We start from the raw sequence: 20,079 nt of genomic DNA on the forward strand, positions 1-20,079 counted from the left end.
ATGATTCATAAGGAGAGATGGAAGGGGAGATGGTCAAGGTGGGTGGCGATCCGAGTCCCGAAGGCGTGGCGCGGCCCGTCGGCGCCCCCGCCCACTCCTCCGCCGTGCACGCCCTCGCCCCCGAGATCGCCGGCGCCTTCGTCACCGCCCTGCGGGACGCCGACCCCGCGCCCGCCGGCCTCGCCGCCCGCAAGGCCCTGCTCACCACCGGACTCGACCTCGTAGGAGCCGCCCTGTGACCCGTGACCTGACCATCGCCGAGGTGCGGCTGACGCCGATCCTGGTCGCCGACCCGCCGCTGCTCAACACCCAGGGGGTGCACCAGCCGTACACCCCGCGGCTGATCGTGGAGATCGTCACCGGCGACGGGATCACCGGGCTCGGCGAGACCTACGGCGACACCAAGTACCTGGAACTGGCCCGCCCGCTGGCCGAACGGCTCCTTGGGCGATCGGTCATGGATGTGAACGGCCTGTTCGCGATCGACCTAGGCGTGGACGAGTCGCGGGTCCGGGGCGAGGTGGACGCCGGCGGGCTGCGCGGCGTGCAGAGCGCCGACAAGCTCCGCCTTTCGGTGCTGTCCGCCTTCGAGGTCGCCTGCCTGGACGCCCAGGGCAGGGCACTCGGGCTGCCCGTGCACGCGCTGCTCGGCGGCAGGGTGCGGGAATCCGTCGAGTACAGCGCCTACCTGTTCTACAAGTGGGCCCGGCATCCGGAGGGCGTGCCGGCCGAACCGGACGACTGGGGAGCCGCCCTCGACCCGGCCGGGGTCGTGGAACAGGCGCGGAGGTTCACGGAGCGGCACGGCTTCACCTCCTTCAAGCTCAAGGGCGGCGTCTTCCCGCCCGACCAGGAGATCGCGGCCGTACGGGCCCTCGCCGAGGCCTTCCCCGGGCATCCGCTGCGCCTCGACCCCAACGGCGCCTGGTCGGTCGGGACCTCGCTGAAGGTGGCGAAGGAACTCGGGGACGTCCTGGAGTACCTGGAGGACCCGACGCTGGGTACGGCGGCGATGGCCGAGGTGTCGGCGGAATTGAGAGGGGCGGCGCGAAGCGCCTCGGACAAGGGTGGTGGTGGGCGACGGGCGGGCGTCGCGCTTGCCACGAACATGTGCGTGACCACCTTCGGGGAGATCAGGGAGGCCTTCACGCGCGATGCCGTGCAGGTGGTCCTCTCCGACCACCACTACTGGGGCGGGCTGCGCAACACCCAGCGGCTCGCCGCGGTCTGCGCCGCCTTCGGGGTCGGGGTGTCGATGCACTCCAACACCCATCTGGGGATCAGCCTCGCCGCGATGACCCAGGTCGCGGCCACGGTCCCCGGGCTCCACCACGCGTGCGACTCGCACTATCCCTGGCAGTCCGAGGACGTCCTCACCGAACGGCCGGCGTTCCGTGACGGGCGGGTCCGGGTCTCCGACGCCCCCGGCCTCGGGGTCGAGCTCGACCGGGACGAACTGGCCCGGCTGCACCGGCGGTGGGCCGAGGACGACGGCTCGCTGCGCGACCGCGACGACGCGGCCGCGATGCGGGTGGCCGAACCGGGCTGGCGGCAACCGGTGATGCCCCGCTGGTAACCCTCTGTGCGGCGGGCTGATTGGTGCACACTGGCCAGATCCGCACCATGCCAGGGAGCGCACCGTGACCGCCTCGCACACGATCACCGGAGAGGAACCGGAACACCTCACCCAGGCCGCGCGCTGTCAGGCCCGGGTCGATCCGCTCGCCGCGCTGCGCCGGCCCGGCGATCCGCCCTGGGACGTCTATCTGACGGGCACGGTCTTCCTCGACATCATCTTCACCGGCCTGGACTCGGCGCCCGTGCGCGGCACCGAGTCCTGGGCCCGGGGCATGGGCTCCAGCCCCGGCGGGGTCGCCAACATGGCCACGGCCCTGGCCCGGCTCGGCCTGAAGACCTCCCTGGCGGCCGCCTTCGGGGACGACCACTACGGCGAGTACTGCTGGGACGCGCTCGCCCAGGGTGAGGGCATCGATCTGTCGTCGTCCCGGACCGTGCCCGGCTGGCACTCGCCGGTGACGGTGTCCATGGCGTACGAGGGCGAGCGGACGATGGTCTCCCACGGGCACGAGCCGCCGCCGGAGGCCGTGCTCATCCAGGAGGGGGCCGCGCGGTGCCCGGCACGCGCGCGGGCCGCCGTGGCCTCACTGACGCCCGGTTCCCGCGCGCCGTGGATCGCGCAGGCCGCGCGGGAGGGGACCCGGATCTTCGCCGACGTCGGCTGGGACGACACCGGGGCGTGGGATCTCGCCGGGCTGGCCGATCTGGAGCACTGCGAGGCCTTCCTGCCGAACGCGGAGGAGGCGAAGCGGTACACGGGGACCGACTGTCCGCGGCTCGCCGCGCACGCCCTGACCGAGCACGTGCCGGTGGCTGTGGTGACGCTGGGGTCGGAGGGGGCGTACGCCGTGGACCGGCGGACGGGGGAGGCGGCGGAGGTGCCGGCGATCGCCGTGGAGGCACTGGATCCGACGGGGGCGGGGGACGTCTTCGTCGCCGGGTTCGTGACGGGGTCGCTGGCGGGGTGGCCGCTGGCGGACCGGCTGGCCTTCGCCGGGCTCACGGCGGCGCTGTCGGTGCAGGAGTTCGGGGGGTCCCTTTCGGCGCCGGGGTGGTCGGAGATCGGCGCGTGGTGGCGGAGGGTGCAGGCCCTTCCCGGTCAGGATCCGGCGGCGTTGCAGAGGTACGCGTTCCTGGAGGGGCTGGTGCCGGAGGAGCTGGATCAGGCGTGGCCGCTGCGGCGTGCGGTGCCGACTGTCGGGTTCCGTCGCTCCACCTGACGTACCGGGGCTCCGCCCCCTGGTCCCCCGTTTCCCGCCCACCCACTCCAAGCCGCCCGCTGAGAAGTGGCCGTATGAAAAGCCCTACGGGCTTGTCCGTGCCCCGTCGTACCCTGGAATCGCGAGGCCGCCCTCAGCTACGCGGCCGTGACGAGGAGGAAGCGCAGGCCTTCAGCGCCGGCCCATGACACAGACACCCACAGCTCACACCACCCCCGCGCAGGAGCAGGCGAGAGCGCAGTTCACCGTCCCCGCCCAGCACCCCATGGTGACCGTGCTGGGTTCCGGCGACTCCCTCCTGCGTGTGATCGAGAGGGCCTTCCCGGCGGCCGACATACACGTCCGGGGCAATGAGATCAGCGCGGCCGGCGCCCCCGCCGACGTCGCCCTCATTTCGCGCGTGTTCGACGAGATGATGCTGGTGCTCCGCACCGGGCAGCCGATGACGGAGGACGCAGTGGAACGCTCGATCGCCATGCTCAAGGCGAGCGAGAACGGGACGAGCGACGGCCCGGAGACCCCGGCTCAGGTGCTGACGCAGAACATCCTGTCCTCGCGGGGCCGGACGATCCGCCCGAAGACCCTCAACCAGAAGCGGTACGTCGACGCGATCGACAAGCACACGATCGTCTTCGGCATCGGCCCCGCCGGTACCGGCAAGACCTACCTGGCCATGGCCAAGGCCGTACAGGCCCTGCAGTCCAAGCAGGTCAACCGGATCATCCTGACCCGGCCCGCGGTCGAGGCGGGGGAGCGGCTCGGCTTCCTGCCGGGCACGCTCTACGAGAAGATCGACCCCTACCTGCGCCCGCTGTACGACGCGCTGCACGACATGCTCGACCCGGACTCCATCCCGCGGCTGATGGCGGCCGGGACGATCGAGGTCGCCCCGCTCGCCTACATGCGTGGCCGTACCCTCAACGACGCCTTCATCATCCTGGACGAGGCCCAGAACACGAGCCCCGAACAGATGAAGATGTTCCTCACCCGCCTCGGCTTCGACTCGAAGATCGTGATCACCGGTGACGTGACCCAGGTCGACCTGCCGAACGGCACCAAGAGCGGTCTGCGGCAGGTGCAGGAGATCCTGGAGGGCGTCGAGGACGTCCACTTCTCCCGGCTGTCGTCCCACGATGTCGTACGGCACAAGCTGGTGGGCCGTATCGTCGACGCGTACGAGTTGTACGACAGCAAGCACGGCACCGAGAACGGCACCCACAAGGGCGGCCGTGGCAAGTCCGGCGCCAAGGGCTCCAAGGGGAAGTAGACCAGCACGACCATGTCGATCGACGTCAACAACGAGTCCGGCACCGAGGTCGACGAGCAGGCGATCCTCGACATCGCCCGCTACGCGCTCGCGCGGATGCGCATCCACCCGCTCTCCGAGCTCTCGGTGATCGTCGTGGACGCCGACGCCATGGAGCAGCTGCACATCCAGTGGATGGACCTGCCGGGTCCCACCGATGTCATGTCGTTCCCGATGGACGAGCTCAGGCCGCCGTCCAAGGACGACGACGAGCCGCCGCAGGGGCTGCTCGGCGACATCGTGCTGTGCCCGGAGGTCGCCGCCAAGCAAGGGGCGGAAGCCCCGACGCAGCACTCCATGGACGAGGAGCTCCAGCTGCTCACCGTCCACGGGGTGCTGCACCTGCTCGGCTATGACCACGAGGAGCCGGACGAGAAGGCGGAGATGTTCGGGCTCCAGGCCGCCATCGTGGACGGCTGGCGTGCCGAGCGCGGGCTGACCGGGCCGTCCCCGGCGCCGACCGTCTCATAAGCGGGCCGTATGTCTCCGCAGATCGTGATCGGCGCGATCGCGCTGGTCGTCGTCGCCTGGCTCGCCGCCTGCGCGGAGGCGGGCCTCGCCCGGATCTCGAGCTTCCGCGCCGAGGAGGCCGTCAAGTCCGGCCGCCGCGGCAGCGCGAAGCTGGCCCAGGTCGCCGCCGACCCCACCCGCTATCTGAACGTGGCCCTGCTGGTCCGCGTCGCCTGCGAGATGGCGGCCGCGGCCCTGGTGACCTACGCCTGCCTGGAGGAGTTCAGCGCCACCTGGCAGGCCCTGCTGATCGCCATCGGGGTCATGGTCCTGGTGTCGTACGTCGCCGTGGGGGTGTCCCCGCGCACCATCGGCCGTCAGCACCCGCTGAACACCGCCACGGTGGCGGCGTACGTGCTGCTGCCGCTGGCCCGGATCATGGGCCCGATCCCCTCGCTGCTGATCCTCATCGGTAACGCGCTGACGCCCGGCAAGGGCTTCCGGCGTGGCCCGTTCGCCTCCGAGGCCGAGCTGCGGGCGTTGGTCGACCTCGCCGAGAAGGAGTCGCTGATCGAGGACGAGGAGCGCCGCATGGTGCACTCGGTCTTCGAGCTCGGTGACACGCTCGTCCGCGAGGTCATGGTGCCGCGCACCGACCTGGTCACCATCGAGCGCTTCAAGACCATCCGGCAGGCCCTCACCCTCGCCCTGCGCTCCGGGTTCTCCCGGATCCCGGTCACCGGGGAGAGCGAGGACGACATCGTCGGGATCGTGTACCTGAAGGACCTGGTCCGCAAGACGCACATCAGCCGGGAGGCGGAGAGCGACCTGGTCTCGACGGCCATGCGGCCCGCCGCCTTCGTGCCGGACACCAAGAACGCCGGCGACCTGCTGCGCGAGATGCAGAAGGAACGCAACCACGTCGCCGTCGTCATCGACGAGTACGGCGGCACCGCCGGCATCGTCACCATCGAGGACATCCTCGAGGAGATCGTCGGCGAGATCACCGACGAGTACGACCGCGAACTCCCCCCGGTCGTCGAACTCGGCGACGACCGCTTCCGGGTCACCGCCCGCCTGGACATCACCGACCTCGGCGAGCTGTACGGCTTGGAGGAGTACGACGACGAGGACGTGGAGACCGTCGGCGGACTGCTCGCCAAGGCGCTGGGCCGGGTGCCCATCGCGGGCGCGTCCGCCGAGGTCGAGCTGCCCGACGAGCGCCGTCTGAAGCTGACCGCGGAGGCCGCCTCCGGACGCCGGAACAAGATCGTGACGGTCCTGGTCGAACCCGTCCCCGTGCCGGCCGCCGAGGAGGCGAACGCCGAGTGACGCCCGAGCAACTGCGCGCCTTCTGCCTGTCCTTCAACGCGGTGGTGGAGGACTTCCCGTTCAATCCCGAGACCTCGGTCTTCAAGGTGCTGGGCAAGATGTTCGCTCTGACGAACCTGGGCGCGCGGCCCCTGACGGTCAACCTCAAGTGCGACCCGGAGGACGCGGTCCGGCTGCGCGGGGAGCACGAGGGGCTGATCATCCCCGGGTATCACATGAACAAACGCCACTGGAACACCGTGACGGTCGACGGGGCGCTCCCCGAGCGGCTGGTGCGCGAGCTGATCGAGGACTCGTACGACCTCGTGGTCGCGGGGCTGCCCAGGGCGGAGCGGCTGCGGCTGGACCGGCCGTAATTCCGTTGCCGGGGGCGGGCGGCGCGGGGTCGGATGTCGCCCATGACGATCAGATGTCCGCGCCCGCTGCGCCCCGGTGACCGTATCGGTGTGACCTCTCCCTCCTCCGGAGTGGCCAAGGAACTCCGGGGGCGGCTCGACGCCGCGGTCCGGGAGATCGAGTCACGTGGGTACGAGGTGGTCGTCGGCCGGTGCATGGACGGATCGACGCACCTGAGCGCCCCGGCCACCGGGCGCGCGGCCGAGTTGACGGAGATGCTGACCGATCCGGCGATCCGCGCCGTGGTGCCTCCGTGGGGCGGGGAGACCGCGATCGATCTGCTGCCGCTGCTCGACTTCGGGGCGATCCGGCGCGCCGAGCCGACCTGGGTCGTCGGGTACTCCGACATGTCGACCGTCATCACCCCGCTGACCCTGCTGACGGGGGTCGCCACCGTCCACGGGAACAACCTCATGGACACGCCCTACCGGACGCCGGAAGGGCTGCTGTCCTGGCTCGACGTCGTCGCCGCGCCGCAGGGTGAGCCGTTCGGCCAGACCCCGCCCGGACGGTACCGGTCCGGCGGCCGGGACGACTGGGCCGCGAACCCGGAGGTCCGCGACCTCACCCTGGACGCCGAGGGCAGGTGGACCCGGCTCGACGGGGCCGGGGACGTGGACGTCGAGGGCCGGCTGATCGGCGGCTGCATCGAGACCCTCGTCAACCTCGCGGGGACGCCGTACCTCGACACCTCTCGGTTCGCCGGGGACGAGCCGCTGCTCCTCTACGTAGAGGCCTGTGAGGACAACGCGTTCACCATCTGCCGCAACCTGCACGGCATGCGCCTCGCCGGCTTCTTCGACCGTGCCGCCGCCGTCCTCGTCGGCCGCACCCACGCCCCCGACAGCCCCACCCTCACCCAGCACGAGGCCGTGCTCGACGCGCTCGGGCCACTCGGGGTGCCGATCGTCGCCGATGTCGAGTGCGGACATGTCGCGCCCCACCTCCCCCTGGTCAACGGCGCGCGCGGCCGTGTGGTGCACACGGCCGCGCGGAGCGAGATCGTTCAGACCCTGGTCTGACGTCGGCGCAGGCCCAGCCCGACCAGGACGGCGGCCGCGAGCACGATCGCCGAGTCCAGGGCGAGGACCGTGTGGACACCGGTCAGCAGGTCGTGGGACGTGGTGGCCAGGACGCCCAGCAGCGGGATGCCGACCGTGATGCCGACCTGCTGCGTCGAGGTCACCAGGCCGGTGGCCAGGCCCTGCTCCTCGTCCGGGACACCGGAGGTGACGGTCAGGCCGTACGAGATGATCGCGCCCAGATGGAACATGCTGGCCAGGGACACGGCCGCGGTGGCGAGCCACACCGACCAGACGTGGGAGTTCAGCAGGAGCAGCGCCGCGATCAGCGCGCCCTGGCCGGTCAGCGAGCCGACCAGGGTGCGGCGGGCGCCGAAGCGGCCGATCACCTTCGGGGCGAGGGTGCCGGCGACGGCCGACAGCACGCCCTGGACGCCGAAGACCAGACCGGTCTCGAAGGCCGACAGGCGCAGGATCTCCTGGAGGTACAGGGTCAGGACGAAGATCACCGTCGACATCATCGAGAAGGTGACCAGACCGCCCACGTTGCCCCACGCCACCGTGCGGCGGCGCAGCATGGGGAGCGAGACGAGGGGAGCGGCCGTACGGGACTCCACGACCGTGAACGCGGTCAGCAGGAGCACGCCGGCGACCAGCGCCGTGATGACGTCCGCGCGGCCGAAGCCCTGGTCGGCGGCCGTGGACAGGGCGTAGATCAGGGACAGCAGGCCGGCGGTGACGGTGACCGCGCCGGGCACGTCCAGGCGCGGACGGTCCGGGGTGCGCGACTCCGGCAGCAGGCCCGGGGACAGCGGCAGCACGACCAGCGCGGACACGGTGAGCAGGGCCATCGTGGAGCGCCAGCCGAGCGTGTCGGTCAGCATCCCGCCCGCGACCATGCCGACCGTGTAGCCGAGCGACATCACCGTGCCGGCGATACCGAGGGCGCGGTCGCGGGCCGGGCCCTCCGGGAAGGTGGTGGTCAGCAGGGACATGGCGGTCGGGACGATCGCCGCGGCGCCGAGGCCCTGCAGCGCGCGCCCGGTCAGGAAGGACGCCGGGTCCCAGGCGAGGGTGGCCAGCAGCGAGGCCGCGCCGAACAGGGCCAGGCCGGTCAGGAACAGCTTGCGGCGGCCGTACAGGTCGCCGATGCGGCCGAAGAGGAGCAGGAAGCCGCCGGACGGGAGCGCGAACGCGGTGACCGCCCACTGCAGGGCCGAGCGGCTCATGCCGAGGTCGGTGCCGAGTTCCGGCAGGGCCACGTTCAGGACGGAGAAGTCCAGCGCGACCATGAACTGGGCGGCGCACAGGACGAACAGGACGAGCTTGTCGCGCGTCGACAACCGGGGCGGCCGGGGGGTGTCGAGCGGTGTGCCCGTGGAGGTGGTGGTCTGGGTGGTGGTGTCGATCGCCATGGCAAGAGCTTCGGGCGAACGGAATACCGGTGGGGAGTCGGAACTTATGGTGGTGGTGGCACCACCAGACACGGGGCCCATCACGACGGGGGAGGAGCGGTACGTGCCTGCTGCTGAGGCGACGAGGAGTCACCGGCGCGAAGAACTGCGCGAGTTCCTGATGAGCCGACGGGCCCGGGTCAGCCCCGAGGAGGCCGGACTGCCCGTCGGCGGCGGCCGGCGCCGTACGCCCGGACTGCGCCGGGAGGAGGTCGCGGTGCTGGCCGGGGTGGGCGCCTCCTGGTACCAGTGGCTGGAGCAGGGGCGGGAGATCTCCGTCTCCCCGCAGGTGCTCGACGCCGTCGCCCGGGTGCTGCGGCTGAGCGACGCCGAGCGCCGTCATCTGTACCTGCTGGCCGGGATGAACCCGCCGGCGCCCGAAGTGGCGCCGGAGAAGCGGGACATGTGCGACGGGCTGCGGCGGCTGATCGACACCTGGATGCCGTATCCGGCGCACATCATGGACCTGTACTACAACTGCGTGATGTACAACGACGCGGCCGCGATCGTGCTCGGCATGCGGCCGGACATCACGCAGAACTGTCTCATCGACTTCTTCGTCGACCCGCTGTACCGGTCGCGCAGCCACAGCTGGGAGCGGAACGCGCGCACGGTCGTGGCGCAGTTCCGGGCGGCGTGCGCGGCGCGGCCGGACGACGAGGGGTTCCAGGCGGTGCTGGCCGAGCTGAACGAGGCCAGCGCCGAGTTCCGGGCGATGTGGGCGGAGCGGGACATCGAGGACCAGGGGCAGATCCGCAAGGAGCTGGAGCATCCGCTGGTCGGGCTGCTGGTCGTGGAGTCGACGGTGATGAAGGTGCCGGCCCGGCCCGATCTGATGATCGTGCTGCACACTCCGCTGGACGAGGCGAACACCGCGGCGAAGCTGGAGTGGCTGGCCTCTCCGGAGGGGCGGCGGGGTGCGATGTACCCCGTGGCGGGGTGACGAGCCACCCCTTGGCGGGGTGCGCGGGCTGCGGGTTCGTATGCTCTGGGCATGACCGAGAGCAACGCGCTTGACCCCGAGGACCGCAAGATCGTGACCCTGGCCCGTTCCGTGCGGGTCCGCAACGGTGTGCCGGAGGGGGCGGCCGTACGGGACGACACCGGGCGTACGTATGCCGCCGGGTCGGTCTCGCTGCCCTCGCTGAGGCTGAGCGCGCTGCGGACCGCCGTCGCCATGGCGGTGGCTTCCGGGGCTACGTCGTTGGAGGCGGCGGCGGTCGTGAGTGACGTGGAGTCGGTGCCGGGGGAGGACCTGGCCGCGGTGGCCGATCTCGGGGGTGCGGGGACGCCGGTGTTGCTGGCCGGGCTCGACGGCGTTGTACGGGTGACCGTTTCCGCCGGCTGACGTACCGGGGGGCGCGCCCGTACCGGCCGAACGAAAGGTCGGCTGGAATTCAACCTTGTTGGGTTCCTGCCCCTGCGCATCAATGAAGCCGTACACCCGACGGGTCGTCAGATCCGCACCCGCCCGTCGGCGTCCCCCCACAGCGCACTCCCCACAGGGAAGGGAAGCGGATCCCCATGAGAGGCAAGCGCACGGCAACCGGTGCGGCACTGGCCGCCGGGGCCCTCGCGGTCACCGGACTCGCCTTCGCACCCACCGCGGCCGCCGTCACCCCACAGTCGGCGACCATCACCGCGAGCTGCGGCATCTTCGGCGGCGGCGCGGCCACGCTCACCGCCACCCAGAGCGGCACCTCGGCCACCATCACCCTCACCTCCTCCGCGATCACCGCGCCGGTCGCGGTCGCGCAGGACTCCATCTCCTCCACCCTCACCCTGGCCAAGGCCGGCGGCGGCTCCGTGGTGTTCAGCGGGACCAGGAACCCCGCCATGAACACCGGCGACGCCGTCAGCGTCGGCCCGCTCCCCGGCACCGTCGCCTCCGGTGACAGCCTGGACGCCTACGGCGGCTCGCTGAAGATGGTGATCTTCGGAGTCACCGTGACCTGCACGGCGAACGGCCCGCAGTCGCCCGGCCCCTTCGTCTTCGACTGATCCCGCCCGCCGACCGAACTGAGCGATCTGTTCCGGATGCCGCAGAAACCGACGAGAACTGATGATCCGTCAGATTTCTGCGGCATCTCCATTGACTTCTCACCCCGGCTCCACATCAATGCCCCCTGTCGGCGCAGATGAGCCGCTGCGCCCGCAACCCTCAGGAGGGGGCCCCATGGGTTCGACACCCCCAAGACCACGAAGATCCCGACGGTGGCGCTGGGCGTCCCTGTTCGGGGCGACCGCGCTCGCGGTCACCGCCGGCGGCGCGCTGGCCGGTCCGGCCGGTGCCGCCGGCACGAACGTGGACTTCGCCACGCACTGCATACCGCCCGCCGTCGCGGGCATCCCGCCGATCGACGGCACCACGACCGCCGACGTGACCGTGGACAACGCCAGCCCCAAGGTCGGCGACACCGTCACCGTGACCTACACCGTGGTCACCGCCGCCGCGAGCAACCCCACCGACCTCGCCCTGCCCGCCGACATCATGACCCCGACCGGGAAGGTGACCCTCGGCGGCGCCCAGACCGGGGACGTGACCGTCGCCGGGCCGAAGAAGAACCCGCCGGTGCCGGGGAAGGCCGCCTTCCCGTCCTTCTCCATGACCGGCACGTTCACCGTCACCAAGGCCGGGCAGATCACCCTCTCGCCCGGCGACTACAACATCCACACCAGCTACATCCTGGAGCTGGACACCCCGTGCACGGTCACCAACCCGCCCGCACCGGTGTCGCAGACCGTCACCGCGACCGACGGCACCCCGGCCAACACCCGGGCCATCTCGCTGAGTTCGGCCTCCGGTGACCCCGGTGCCGGTGTCACGGTCAACGGCACCAACTTCACGCCGGGCGCCACGGTCACCCTGGCCGGGCGGTCCGGGGACCGGCAGACGGCCGACACGGCGACCGCCACCGCGAACGCCCAGGGCTCCTTCAGCGGTTCCCTCGTCGTCAACGACAGGACGACGACCGGGATCGTGGCCTACGAGGGCGGCTCCTGGAGCGCGGACAAGGGCGCCGGACCCGCGGCCTACGTCGTCAACGACAACACCCCCGTCCCGCCCGGCAGTCAGAAGCTGACCACCACCGTCAAGGCGGGCACGCTGTCCATGTCCCAGGCCGGGGACTCCGTCGCGCTGTCGGCGGTCGACTTCGGCAAGGGCGGGGCCTCGACCGGCAAGCTGCAGACGGTGACGGTCCAGGACTTCCGCGGCGGACCCGCGGGCTGGTCCCTGACCGGCAAGGTCACCGACTTCACCGGTCCCGGCGGCAGGATCGACGCCGGAAAGCTGGGCTGGACGCCCGCGTGCGCGACCAAGGCGGGCAGCCCCAGCACCTGCAAGGCGGGGTCGGCGGGCCGTGTGGGTGCCTCGGGCGCGACCCTGGCGTCGACCTCCGACGGCACGCTCACCGGCGGTGAGTTCACCGTCGACGCCGGACTCTCCCTGGACGTCCCGGCGTTCACGCCTCCGGGCGCGTACTCCGGCGTGCTCACGCTGACGCTCACCTGAGCGTGCGGGCGTCCGCACCCGCCCGTTCTCCGCCCGCTCCCGTCTCCCGTCCGTGGGGGTCCGCACCCATGCGCAAGCTGTACGTCCTCCTCCTGGGCCTGATGCTGGCATGGCAGGCCGCACCCGCCCACGCCGCCGACAACGGCGGCTGGTCCGTCTACCCGGTCGCCTCGAAGATCGCCGCGCGGCCCTACTTCTACCTCTCCGCCGATCCCGGACAGACGCTCACCGACAAGGTCGCCGTACAGAACAAGACCGGCGGGCCACTCACCTTCCGGCTCTACGCGGCCGACGCCTACAACACCGCCAGGGACGGCGGTTTCGCCGTACGCACCCTGAAGGAGCGCATGCTCGGCGTGGGCGCCTGGGCGCGGCTCGCGAAGGGGCGCATCACCGTCCCCGGGCACAGCACCGCCACCGTGCCCTTCACCCTGCACGTTCCGGACGGCGCCGAGCCCGGCGACCATCCGGGTGCCGTCGTCGCCCTGGACGAGCGGATCGACCCCGGCGGCGGCTCACTGGCGCTCGGGGTGCAGCGGGCCGTCGGCGCCCGGATCTACCTCCGGGTCAGCGGGCCCACCCTGCCCGCGCTCTCCGTCGGACAGCTGCACATCAGCCACCACCAGCCCCTGCTCCCGTGGCTCGGCACCGGCACGGCGACCGTCTCCTACACCCTGCGCAACACCGGGAACGTCACCCTCGACCCCGAGGTGGAGCTGAAGGCGCACGGGCTGTTCGGCCGTACCCTGCTCGACCGCGAGCTGACCCGGGTGCCGTCCGAGCTGCTGCCGGGTCAGTCGGTACGGCTCACCGAGACCTGGTCCGGGGCGCCGCAGCTCGACCGGGCGGACGTGACGCTGACCGCGAGCGCGCCCGGCACCCGGCAGTCGGCGAGTGCCTCCTTCCTCGCGCTGCCGTGGCTGGTCGGGGCGCTGGTGTTCGTCGCGGGCGCGACGGTCGCGACGCTGCTGGTCAGAGCGCGTCGGGGCCGCGTTCGCCGGTCCGCACGCGGACGACCGTCTCCACGGGCACGGCCCACACCTTCCCGTCCCCGATCTTCCCCGTCTGCGCGGCCCTGACGATCGCGTCGATCACGGGCTCGGCGTCCGCGTCCTCCACCACGACCTCGATCCGCACCTTCGGCACCAGGTCGACCCGGTACTCGGCACCCCGGTACACCTCGGTGTGGCCGCGCTGCCGGCCGTAGCCGCTCGCCTCGGTCACGGTCAGACCGTGCACGCCCAGCTCCTGCAGGGCGGTCTTGACCGCGTCCAGACGGTACGGCTTGACGATCGCGGTGATGAGCTTCATGCCTGGGTGTCGACCTTCTGCGTGCTGATGCCGGTGAGGAGGGAGTGGGAGACCGGGGCGCCGTGCCCCAGGACCCCGTGATCGTAAGCCGTCTCGGCGTGCACCGTAAGGTCCAGGCCGGTGTGCTCCTGCTCCTCGCTCGCGCGCAGGCCCATCGCCTTGTCGAGCAGCTTGCCCAGACCGTACGTCACCGCGAAGGCGTACAGCGCGACGGCCACCACGGCGAGCGCCTGCCTGCCGAGCGGGGCGAGCCCGCCGCCGTAGAAGAGGCCTTCCGTGCCGCCGGTCATCGCCTTCTCGGCGAACAGCCCGATCAGCAGGGTGCCGATGACGCCGCCGACCAGGTGGACGCCGACGACGTCCAGCGAGTCGTCGTAGTTGAGCCTGAACTTCCAGCTCACCGCGTACGAGCAGACGACACCGGCGGCGAGGCCGACGACCAGCGCGCCGAGCAGCGAGACAGTGCCGCAGGACGGGGTGATCGCGACGAGACCGGCGACCGCGCCGGAGGCGGCGCCCAGGGTGGTGGGGTGGCCGTCCCTCTTCTGCTCCACGAAGAGCCAGCCGAGCAGGCCGGTGCAGCCGGCGGCGAGGGTGTTGAGGAAGGCGGCGGCAGCGAGGCCGTTCGCGCCGAGCGCGGAGCCCGCGTTGAAGCCGAACCAGCCGAACCAGAGCAGACCGGCGCCGAGGATCACCATGGGCAGGTTGTGCGGGCGCATGGCGTCCTTCTTGAAGCCGAGCCGCGGGCCGAGGACCAGGCACAGGGCGAGACCGGAGGCGCCGGAGGCGATCTCGACGGGCATACCGCCCGCGAAGTCGAGTGCGCCGAGCGCGTTCGCGATCCAGCCGCCCGGCCCCCACACCCAGTGGCTGATCGGAACGTATACGAGGAGCGTCCAGAGGGGGACGAAGACCAGCCACGCCGAGAACCTGGTCCGGTCGGCGACCGCGCCGCTGATCAGCGCGGCCGTGATGATCGCGAAGGTGAGCTGGAAGGTGGCGAAGAGGAGCGTGGGGACGGTGCCGTGCACGCTGCCGGGGCCGAGGTGCGCCATCCCGGCGTGCTGGAGCCCGCCGATGAGCCCGCCGAACGCGTCGTCGCCGAAGGCGAGGGAGTAGCCGGCCGCCAGCCAGACCACCGTGACCAGGGCGATCGACACGAAGCTCATCATCAGCATGTTGAGGACGCTCTTCGTGCGGACCATGCCGCCGTAGAACAGGGCCAGGCCCGGGGTCATCAGCAGGACGAGGGCGGTCGCGGCGAGCAGCCAGGCGGTGTCGCCTGTGTCGACGTGCGCGGCGGCGAGGGTCACGGGCGTCTCCAACGGGTGTGCGGGCTCGTCAGAGCGTCACCGGTGAGCGTTTCCGGTTGCGCACAGGTGTGTTTCCGTGACGTTTCGTTGCGCCGGGGTTACCGAAACCTCACGGTACGGCGGGGCCTCGTGGATCAGGGACAATGAACGGCATGAGCGTTCGTACCCAGTCATCCGAGCAGTCGGCCGAGGCCGTCCACCGCGCCGGTTTCGCCTGCTTCGTGGGCCGTCCCAACGCGGGCAAGTCCACCCTCACGAACGCTCTGGTCGGGCAGAAGGTGGCGATCACCGCCAACCAGCCGCAGACGACCCGGCACACGGTGCGCGGGATCGTGCACCGTCCGGACGCCCAGCTGATCCTGGTGGACACGCCGGGGCTCCACAAGCCGCGCACGCTGCTCGGCGAGCGGCTCAACGACGTCGTGCGGACCACGTGGGCCGAGGTCGACGTGATCGGCTTCTGCCTCCCGGCGAACGAGAAGATCGGTCCCGGCGACCGCTTCATCGCCAAGGAGCTGGCCGGGATCCGGAAGACCCCGAAGGTCGCGATCGTCACCAAGACCGACCTGGTCGACTCCAAGACGCTCGCCGAGCAGCTGATCGCCATCGACCAGCTCGGCAAGGACCTGGGCATCGAGTGGGCGGAGATCGTGCCGGTGTCGGCGGTGGGCGCCAAGCAGGTGGACCTCCTGGCCGACCTCCTCATCCCCCTCCTCCCCGAGGGCCCGGCCCTCTACCCCGAGGGTGACCTCACCGACGAGCCCGAGCAGGTCATGATCGCGGAACTGATCCGCGAGGCCGCGCTGGAGGGCGTCCGCGACGAACTGCCGCACTCCATCGCCGTGGTCGTGGAGGAGATGCTCCCGCGCGAGGACCGTCCCGCGGACCGTCCCCTCCTGGACATCCACGCCAACGTCTACATCGAGCGCCCCAGCCAGAAGGGCATCATCATCGGCCCCAAGGGCAAGCGCCTGAAAGAGGTCGGCATCAAGTCCCGCAAGCACATCGAGGCGCTCCTCGGCACGCCGGTCTTCCTGGACCTGCACGTCAAGGTGGCCAAGGACTGGCAGCGGGATCCCAAGCAGCTGCGGAAGCTCGGCTTCTGACCGGCGGCGTCCCGTGGCTCATTCCACGCCCCGTATCCGCCCCACCAGCACCGCCCCCGCCAGCCCGATCACCGCCGCCACCAGGTACAGGACCCGGTAGCCGCCCAGGTAGGTGACGATCGGCGCCGCCAGCGCGGGGGCGGCCACCTGGGGCAGGGCGTTGGCCACGTTGATGACGCCCAGGTCCTTGCCCCGGTCCAGCGCCCTCGGCAGGACGTCCGTCATCAGCGCGAAGTCGACCGAGGTGAACACGCCGAAGCCGACGCCGAGGACGGCCGCCGCCACGATCGCGCCGGGCCAGGTCTGCCAGCCGGCCAGGGCCGCCGTCGCCACCGCCATCAGCACGCCCGACCAGACGACGAAGGGCTTGCGCCGGCCCACGCGGTCCGACCAGACGCCGCCCGCCACGACGGTCGCCATCAGCGTCAGGCTGTTGACCGCCGTCAGCACGAGCACGCCCTGCCCGGGGTCCGGGCGGTGCAGGCGGTCGCGGAGGTAGTACAGCAGGTACAACAGCACCAGCGAGTTGCTGAGGTTGATCAGGAACCGGGTCAGCCAGGCCCAGCCGAGGTCGGGGTGGCGGCGCGGGCTCAGCCAGAAGCCCGCGAGGAAGCCGCGCCAGGACCAGCGCGGGCGGTCCTCCGGCGGCAGCCGCAGGTCGTCGTAGCGCAGGACGTACGGCAGCACGCCCGCCGCCGTGAACACCGCGCACGCCGTGTACCCGGCCCCGGTCCCACCCGCCAGGGTCGCGAGTCCGGTCCCGCCGACCACGCCCAGGATCTGCGCCGCGCCCAGCCAGCCGCCCACCGCGCCGCGCTGGCGCCGGGGCACCCGGTCCGGCACGGCCGCCGTCACCGCCGCGAACGCCGCGTTCAGCGTGAGCTGTACCAGGCACCAGCCCAGCGCCATGGACCACGCCCCGCCCGCCCGCGCGAGCAGCAGCAGCGACAGCGCGCCGCCCGCCGCCCCGGCCACGATCCACGGCGTACGGCGGCCGGGGCGGGCGGTCGTACGGTCGGACAGGGCGCCGAAGAGCGGGTTGGCGAGCAGGGAGACCACCGCGCCGGCGCCGGTCACCCAGGCCAGCATGGTCTCCTTGGACATCCCGGAGCCGGGCGCGAAGTCCTTCGCCTGGGCGGCGAGCAGGATCTGCAGCGGGCCGAACCAGCCGACCCAGATCGCCCCGTTGGCCAGCGACAGGGCGGTCGTCCAGCCGCGGCCGACGGGTTCGACGGGCTCGGCGAGGGCGGCGGCCGAACGACCGACCGTGGTCATCTCTGCGCCCGGAGCACGTCCCGGAACCAGTGGTAAGAGGCCTTCGGGGTGCGCCGCAGCGTCGCGTAGTCCACGTGCACCAGGCCGAAGCGGCGGGCGTACCCCTCGGCCCACTCGAAGTTGTCCATCAGGGACCACACGAAGTAGCCGCGCACGTCCACGCCGGCCTCCATCGCGGTGTGCAGGGCGCGGATGTGGGCGTCCAGGTAGGCGATGCGGTCCCGGTCGTCGAGGCCGTCGTAGGAGCAGCCGTTCTCGGTGATGACGATCGGCGGCAGCTTGTCGCCGTAGGTCTCGCGGAAGCCGCACAGCAGCTCGGTGAGGCCTTCGGGCACGATCGGCCAGCCGAAGTCGGTCACCGGACGGCCCTCGATCTCCCGCACCGAGAAGGGCAGTTCGGCGGGGAGCGCCAGGCCGCCGTACTCGCTGTCGGTGCCGCCGGGTGCACCGACCCGCGTGGGTGCGTAGTAGTTGATGCCGTACCAGTCGACGGGCCCGGCGACGACCTTCAGGTCCTCCTGCACGTCGCCCGGCATCAACTCGCCGATGCCGTCCGGGTATTGACCGAGGATGACCGGCTCGGCGAACAGGCGGTTGAGCAGGACGTCGTAGAAGCCGGCCGCCTCGGCGTCGGCCGGTTCGGCGGAGGCCGGCCAGGTGGGGCCGTGGGAGTTGGCGATGCCGATGTCCGTCGCCCCGGCCGCGCGCAGGGCCCGTACCGCGAGACCGTGGGCGAGGAGCTGGTGATGGGCGACCGGGAGGGCGTCGAAGAGGAGCCGCCGGCCGGGGGCGTGGGCGCCGATGGCGTGGCCCAGGAGGGTGTGTTCCGCCGGCTCGTTGAGGGTGATCCACTTCTCCACCCGGTCGCCGAGCCGCTCGGCCACCACCGCCACGTGGTCGGCGAACCGGGCCGCCGTGTCCCGCCGGAGCCAGCCGCCGGTCTCCTCCAGGGAGGCGGGCAGGTCCCAGTGGAAGAGGGTGGGCACGGGCCGTACGCCCGCCGCGCACAGCTCGTCCACCAGGCGGTCGTAGAAGTCCAGGCCGCCGGGCGAGCCGGCGCGGGGCCAGGAGACGGAGAAGCGGTACGCGTCCACGCCGAGGCCGGTGAGGAGGGCCACGTCCTCCCGGTAGCGGTGGTAGTGGTCACAGGCCACCGCCGCCGTCGTACCGTCCTTCACCCGGCCCGGCTCGGCGGTGAACACGTCCCACACGGACGCCTCGCGCTCGTCCGCCGCCCCCTCGATCTGATGGGCGGAGGTCGACACACCCCACAGGAAGCCGGCCGGGAACCGAGGTATCGGATTGCCTGCGTCAGTCGCCATGCCGGGATCATCCTTACCCACGGTAACGTAAGTCAACGCCCCGGCGGGAACCGGCGCTCACGCCCCCTCCTTCAGCACCCGGGACACCAACTCCCGCTGTTCCTCGGTGAGTCGGGGATCGGCCGCGTACACCGTGCGGCCGTCCACGGTGATCTCGTAGCGGAAGCCGTCGGGGACGCCGGGCGGCGGGGTGCCGTGGCCGGACGCCAGGACGCGTTCGGCCAGGGTGTGCCAGGCGTCGGCGTCGGGCCGGGCCGCGGTGTCCACCTCGGCCCGGCGCTCGATGCCCGCGAAGCCGCCCGTGCGCCGTACTCGGATACGCATGGGAACTGTCTAGTACGGAACTACAGCGTCCGCACCCCGACCTGTTCCCACGCCTTCTGCACGGCCTGGAGCTCGTCGCCGGCGCCGTACCGCTCCCGCGCCGCCTTCACGGTCAGCGTGGCGAAGTCGGCGAACTGGGCGCTCTGTTTCAGCGCGCCGCCGGTCAGCACGTCGTACCAGATCTGCCCGGCCTTCTCCCAGGCGTGCCCGCCGATGGCACTGGCGACCAGGTAGAAGGCGTGGTTGGGGATGCCCGAGTTGATGTGCACGCCGCCGTTGTCGCGGCCGGTGCGGACATAGTGGTCCATGCTCGCCGGCTGCGGGTCCTTGCCCAGGTTGGGGTCGTCGTAGGCCGTGCCCGGGGCCTTCATCGAGCGCAGCGCGGTGCCGTGGACGTGCGGGGCGAGCAGGCCCGCGCCGATCAGCCAGTCGGCCTCGGCGGCGGTCTGGCCGAGGGTGTACTGCTTGATCAGCGAGCCGAAGACATCGGAGACCGACTCGTTGAGCGCGCCGGACTGCCCGAAGTACTCCAGGTTCGCGGTGTGCTGGGTGACGCCGTGGGTCAGCTCGTGGCCGATGACGTCGACCGGGATGGTGAAGTCGAGGAAGATCTGGCCGTCGCCGTCGCCGAACACCATCTGCTCGCCGTTCCAGAACGCGTTGTCGTAGTTCTGGTCGTAGTGGACGCTGGCGTCCAGCGGCAGCCCGTTGCCGTCGATGGAGTGCCGGCCGTACGCCTTCAGGTACAGCTCGAAGGTGGCGCCGAGTCCCGCGTAGGCGCGGTTGACGGTGGCGTCCGCGACCGGGTCGGAGCCCTCCGCGCGGACCTGGGTGCCGGGCAGGTCCTGGGTGTGGTGGGCGTCGTAGATCGTGCGGTGCGGCTGGTCGGCGGCGGTGCCCCGGGGCGCGGTGACGGAGGGCGCGCCGATGACCGTGGTCAGGCGGCGCTTGGTGCGCTGGTAGGCGTCGTGCTCCAGGGAGCGGCGGGCCGGGCCGGAGAGCGCGGAGTCCTCGGCCTGCGCGAGCCGGTCGAGGACGTGCGGTGGCACGATCGTGCAGAAGACGGGCTCGAAGCCCCCGTTGGTCGTCATGCCCCGCACCATCGCACTCCGTGATGTCGGTGTCACTAGAGGCCACCATGATTGGTGAAATACCG

At 71.6% G+C, this 20,079-nt stretch carries 21 protein-coding genes; 14 read left to right on the forward strand and 7 right to left on the reverse strand.

From position 1 onward, the window contains the following. Nucleotides 1–17: 17 nt before the first annotated feature. From ACFYZB_RS18770 to ACFYZB_RS18805, 8 genes are all read left to right on the forward strand, one after another. Nucleotides 18–239 (forward strand): hypothetical protein, encoded by a 222-nt coding sequence (locus tag ACFYZB_RS18770; protein ID WP_388760155.1) that lies wholly within the window; start codon nucleotides 18–20, stop codon nucleotides 237–239. Further along, complete coding sequence (locus tag ACFYZB_RS18775; protein WP_388759608.1) at nucleotides 236–1,576, forward strand: glucarate dehydratase family protein; 1,341 nt, start codon at nucleotides 236–238, stop codon at nucleotides 1,574–1,576. Before ACFYZB_RS18770 ends, ACFYZB_RS18775 begins: the two co-directional genes overlap by 4 nt. A 64-nt stretch (nucleotides 1,577–1,640) precedes the next feature. Continuing rightward, nucleotides 1,641–2,798: a carbohydrate kinase family protein gene (locus tag ACFYZB_RS18780; RefSeq protein ID WP_388759611.1), complete on the forward strand. Its 1,158-nt coding sequence runs from the start codon at nucleotides 1,641–1,643 to the stop codon at nucleotides 2,796–2,798. A 184-nt stretch (nucleotides 2,799–2,982) separates the two neighbouring features. Further along, the gene (locus ACFYZB_RS18785; protein ID WP_388759614.1) at nucleotides 2,983–4,065 is read left to right on the forward strand and encodes a PhoH family protein; all 1,083 of its coding nucleotides are present in this window, start codon (nucleotides 2,983–2,985) and stop codon (nucleotides 4,063–4,065) included. 12 nt (nucleotides 4,066–4,077) lie between these two features. Next, a complete protein-coding gene (gene ybeY, locus ACFYZB_RS18790; RefSeq protein WP_030657030.1) occupies nucleotides 4,078–4,575 on the forward strand; it encodes an rRNA maturation RNase YbeY in 498 nt (165 codons plus the stop codon). Between the two features lie 9 nt (nucleotides 4,576–4,584). Beyond that, nucleotides 4,585–5,886 (forward strand): hemolysin family protein, encoded by a 1,302-nt coding sequence (locus ACFYZB_RS18795; RefSeq protein ID WP_388759617.1) that lies wholly within the window; start codon nucleotides 4,585–4,587, stop codon nucleotides 5,884–5,886. Beyond that, nucleotides 5,883–6,242 (forward strand): MmcQ/YjbR family DNA-binding protein, encoded by a 360-nt coding sequence (locus tag ACFYZB_RS18800; protein ID WP_351203075.1) that lies wholly within the window; start codon nucleotides 5,883–5,885, stop codon nucleotides 6,240–6,242. Before ACFYZB_RS18795 ends, ACFYZB_RS18800 begins: the two co-directional genes overlap by 4 nt. Nucleotides 6,243–6,284: 42 nt before the next feature. Further along, nucleotides 6,285–7,304, forward strand: coding sequence for a S66 peptidase family protein (locus tag ACFYZB_RS18805; RefSeq protein ID WP_388759619.1), 1,020 nt, complete (start codon nucleotides 6,285–6,287; stop codon nucleotides 7,302–7,304). On the opposite strand, the gene ACFYZB_RS18810 is transcribed toward ACFYZB_RS18805, so the two are convergent. Beyond that, nucleotides 7,289–8,719 (reverse strand): MFS transporter, encoded by a 1,431-nt coding sequence (locus ACFYZB_RS18810; protein ID WP_388759622.1) that lies wholly within the window; start codon nucleotides 8,717–8,719, stop codon nucleotides 7,289–7,291. The two genes, ACFYZB_RS18805 and ACFYZB_RS18810, sit on opposite strands and share 16 nt — an antisense overlap. 160 nt (nucleotides 8,720–8,879) lie before the next feature. Between ACFYZB_RS18810 and ACFYZB_RS18815 the strand changes: the two genes are divergently transcribed. The 5 genes from ACFYZB_RS18815 (at nucleotide 8,880) to ACFYZB_RS18835 (ending at nucleotide 13,351) form a co-directional block, all read left to right on the forward strand. Continuing rightward, entirely contained in the window at nucleotides 8,880–9,701 is an 822-nt protein-coding gene (locus ACFYZB_RS18815) for a helix-turn-helix transcriptional regulator (RefSeq protein WP_351203901.1), read from the forward strand. Between the two features lie 51 nt (nucleotides 9,702–9,752). Further along, nucleotides 9,753–10,106 (forward strand): cytidine deaminase, encoded by a 354-nt coding sequence (locus tag ACFYZB_RS18820; protein WP_388759625.1) that lies wholly within the window; start codon nucleotides 9,753–9,755, stop codon nucleotides 10,104–10,106. A 176-nt stretch (nucleotides 10,107–10,282) separates the two neighbouring features. After that, on the forward strand, nucleotides 10,283–10,759 hold the full coding sequence (locus ACFYZB_RS18825; RefSeq protein ID WP_388759628.1) for a hypothetical protein: 477 nt from the start codon (nucleotides 10,283–10,285) through the stop codon (nucleotides 10,757–10,759). A 175-nt stretch (nucleotides 10,760–10,934) separates the two neighbouring features. Beyond that, nucleotides 10,935–12,272, forward strand: coding sequence for a beta-xylosidase (locus ACFYZB_RS18830; protein ID WP_388759631.1), 1,338 nt, complete (start codon nucleotides 10,935–10,937; stop codon nucleotides 12,270–12,272). A gap of 68 nt (nucleotides 12,273–12,340) precedes the next feature. Then, nucleotides 12,341–13,351, forward strand: coding sequence for a WxL protein peptidoglycan domain-containing protein (locus ACFYZB_RS18835; RefSeq protein ID WP_388759633.1), 1,011 nt, complete (start codon nucleotides 12,341–12,343; stop codon nucleotides 13,349–13,351). Here ACFYZB_RS18835 and ACFYZB_RS18840 read toward each other — a convergent pair. Continuing rightward, nucleotides 13,245–13,583: a P-II family nitrogen regulator gene (locus ACFYZB_RS18840; RefSeq protein WP_228620382.1), complete on the reverse strand. Its 339-nt coding sequence runs from the start codon at nucleotides 13,581–13,583 to the stop codon at nucleotides 13,245–13,247. The genes ACFYZB_RS18835 and ACFYZB_RS18840 overlap by 107 nt on opposite strands. Beyond that, the gene (locus tag ACFYZB_RS18845; RefSeq protein WP_388759636.1) at nucleotides 13,580–14,896 is read right to left on the reverse strand and encodes an ammonium transporter; all 1,317 of its coding nucleotides are present in this window, start codon (nucleotides 14,894–14,896) and stop codon (nucleotides 13,580–13,582) included. The genes ACFYZB_RS18840 and ACFYZB_RS18845 overlap by 4 nt, the downstream gene beginning before the upstream one ends. A gap of 152 nt (nucleotides 14,897–15,048) precedes the next feature. Between ACFYZB_RS18845 and era the strand changes: the two genes are divergently transcribed. Next, on the forward strand, nucleotides 15,049–16,002 hold the full coding sequence (gene era / locus ACFYZB_RS18850) for a GTPase Era (protein ID WP_351203093.1): 954 nt from the start codon (nucleotides 15,049–15,051) through the stop codon (nucleotides 16,000–16,002). An 18-nt stretch (nucleotides 16,003–16,020) separates the two neighbouring features. Here era and ACFYZB_RS18855 read toward each other — a convergent pair whose 3' ends face one another. From ACFYZB_RS18855 to ACFYZB_RS18870, 4 genes are read right to left on the reverse strand one after another with little or no spacing between them, the layout of a single operon-like run. Beyond that, nucleotides 16,021–17,277 carry an MFS transporter gene (locus ACFYZB_RS18855; protein ID WP_388759640.1) on the reverse strand — a complete coding sequence of 419 codons (1,257 nt, stop codon included), beginning with the start codon at nucleotides 17,275–17,277 and terminating at the stop codon, nucleotides 16,021–16,023. Next, complete coding sequence (locus ACFYZB_RS18860; RefSeq protein ID WP_388759643.1) at nucleotides 17,274–18,599, reverse strand: GH1 family beta-glucosidase; 1,326 nt, start codon at nucleotides 18,597–18,599, stop codon at nucleotides 17,274–17,276. Before ACFYZB_RS18860 ends, ACFYZB_RS18855 begins: the two co-directional genes overlap by 4 nt. 57 nt (nucleotides 18,600–18,656) lie before the next feature. Beyond that, a complete protein-coding gene (locus ACFYZB_RS18865) occupies nucleotides 18,657–18,923 on the reverse strand; it encodes a protealysin inhibitor emfourin (RefSeq protein ID WP_388759645.1) in 267 nt (88 codons plus the stop codon). A gap of 20 nt (nucleotides 18,924–18,943) precedes the next feature. Then, nucleotides 18,944–20,014: a M4 family metallopeptidase gene (locus ACFYZB_RS18870; protein WP_388759648.1), complete on the reverse strand. Its 1,071-nt coding sequence runs from the start codon at nucleotides 20,012–20,014 to the stop codon at nucleotides 18,944–18,946. Nucleotides 20,015–20,079: the final 65 nt, after the last annotated feature.

The organism is Streptomyces sp. NPDC001852 (genome assembly GCF_042891825.1).
GTDB lineage: Bacteria > Actinomycetota > Actinomycetes > Streptomycetales > Streptomycetaceae > Streptomyces.

Bases quoted from the DNA above. Each gene is read 5' to 3' on its own strand.
- ACFYZB_RS18770 (WP_388760155.1), top strand. From the start codon at position 18: ATGGAAGGGGAGATGGTCAAGGTGGGTGGCGATCCGAGTCCCGAAGGC.
- ACFYZB_RS18785 (WP_388759614.1), top strand. From the start codon at position 2,983: ATGACACAGACACCCACAGCTCACACCACCCCCGCGCAGGAGCAGGCG.
- ybeY (WP_030657030.1), top strand. From the start codon at position 4,078: ATGTCGATCGACGTCAACAACGAGTCCGGCACCGAGGTCGACGAGCAG.
- ACFYZB_RS18795 (WP_388759617.1), top strand. From the start codon at position 4,585: ATGTCTCCGCAGATCGTGATCGGCGCGATCGCGCTGGTCGTCGTCGCC.
- ACFYZB_RS18805 (WP_388759619.1), top strand. From the start codon at position 6,285: ATGACGATCAGATGTCCGCGCCCGCTGCGCCCCGGTGACCGTATCGGT.
- ACFYZB_RS18810 (WP_388759622.1), bottom strand. From the start codon at position 8,719: ATGGCGATCGACACCACCACCCAGACCACCACCTCCACGGGCACACCG.
- ACFYZB_RS18815 (WP_351203901.1), top strand. From the start codon at position 8,880: ATGAGCCGACGGGCCCGGGTCAGCCCCGAGGAGGCCGGACTGCCCGTC.
- ACFYZB_RS18820 (WP_388759625.1), top strand. From the start codon at position 9,753: ATGACCGAGAGCAACGCGCTTGACCCCGAGGACCGCAAGATCGTGACC.
- ACFYZB_RS18825 (WP_388759628.1), top strand. From the start codon at position 10,283: ATGAGAGGCAAGCGCACGGCAACCGGTGCGGCACTGGCCGCCGGGGCC.
- ACFYZB_RS18830 (WP_388759631.1), top strand. From the start codon at position 10,935: ATGGGTTCGACACCCCCAAGACCACGAAGATCCCGACGGTGGCGCTGG.
- ACFYZB_RS18835 (WP_388759633.1), top strand. From the start codon at position 12,341: ATGCGCAAGCTGTACGTCCTCCTCCTGGGCCTGATGCTGGCATGGCAG.
- ACFYZB_RS18840 (WP_228620382.1), bottom strand. From the start codon at position 13,583: ATGAAGCTCATCACCGCGATCGTCAAGCCGTACCGTCTGGACGCGGTC.
- era (WP_351203093.1), top strand. From the start codon at position 15,049: ATGAGCGTTCGTACCCAGTCATCCGAGCAGTCGGCCGAGGCCGTCCAC.
- ACFYZB_RS18855 (WP_388759640.1), bottom strand. From the start codon at position 17,277: ATGACCACGGTCGGTCGTTCGGCCGCCGCCCTCGCCGAGCCCGTCGAA.
- ACFYZB_RS18860 (WP_388759643.1), bottom strand. From the start codon at position 18,599: ATGGCGACTGACGCAGGCAATCCGATACCTCGGTTCCCGGCCGGCTTC.
- ACFYZB_RS18865 (WP_388759645.1), bottom strand. From the start codon at position 18,923: ATGCGTATCCGAGTACGGCGCACGGGCGGCTTCGCGGGCATCGAGCGC.
- ACFYZB_RS18870 (WP_388759648.1), bottom strand. From the start codon at position 20,014: ATGACGACCAACGGGGGCTTCGAGCCCGTCTTCTGCACGATCGTGCCA.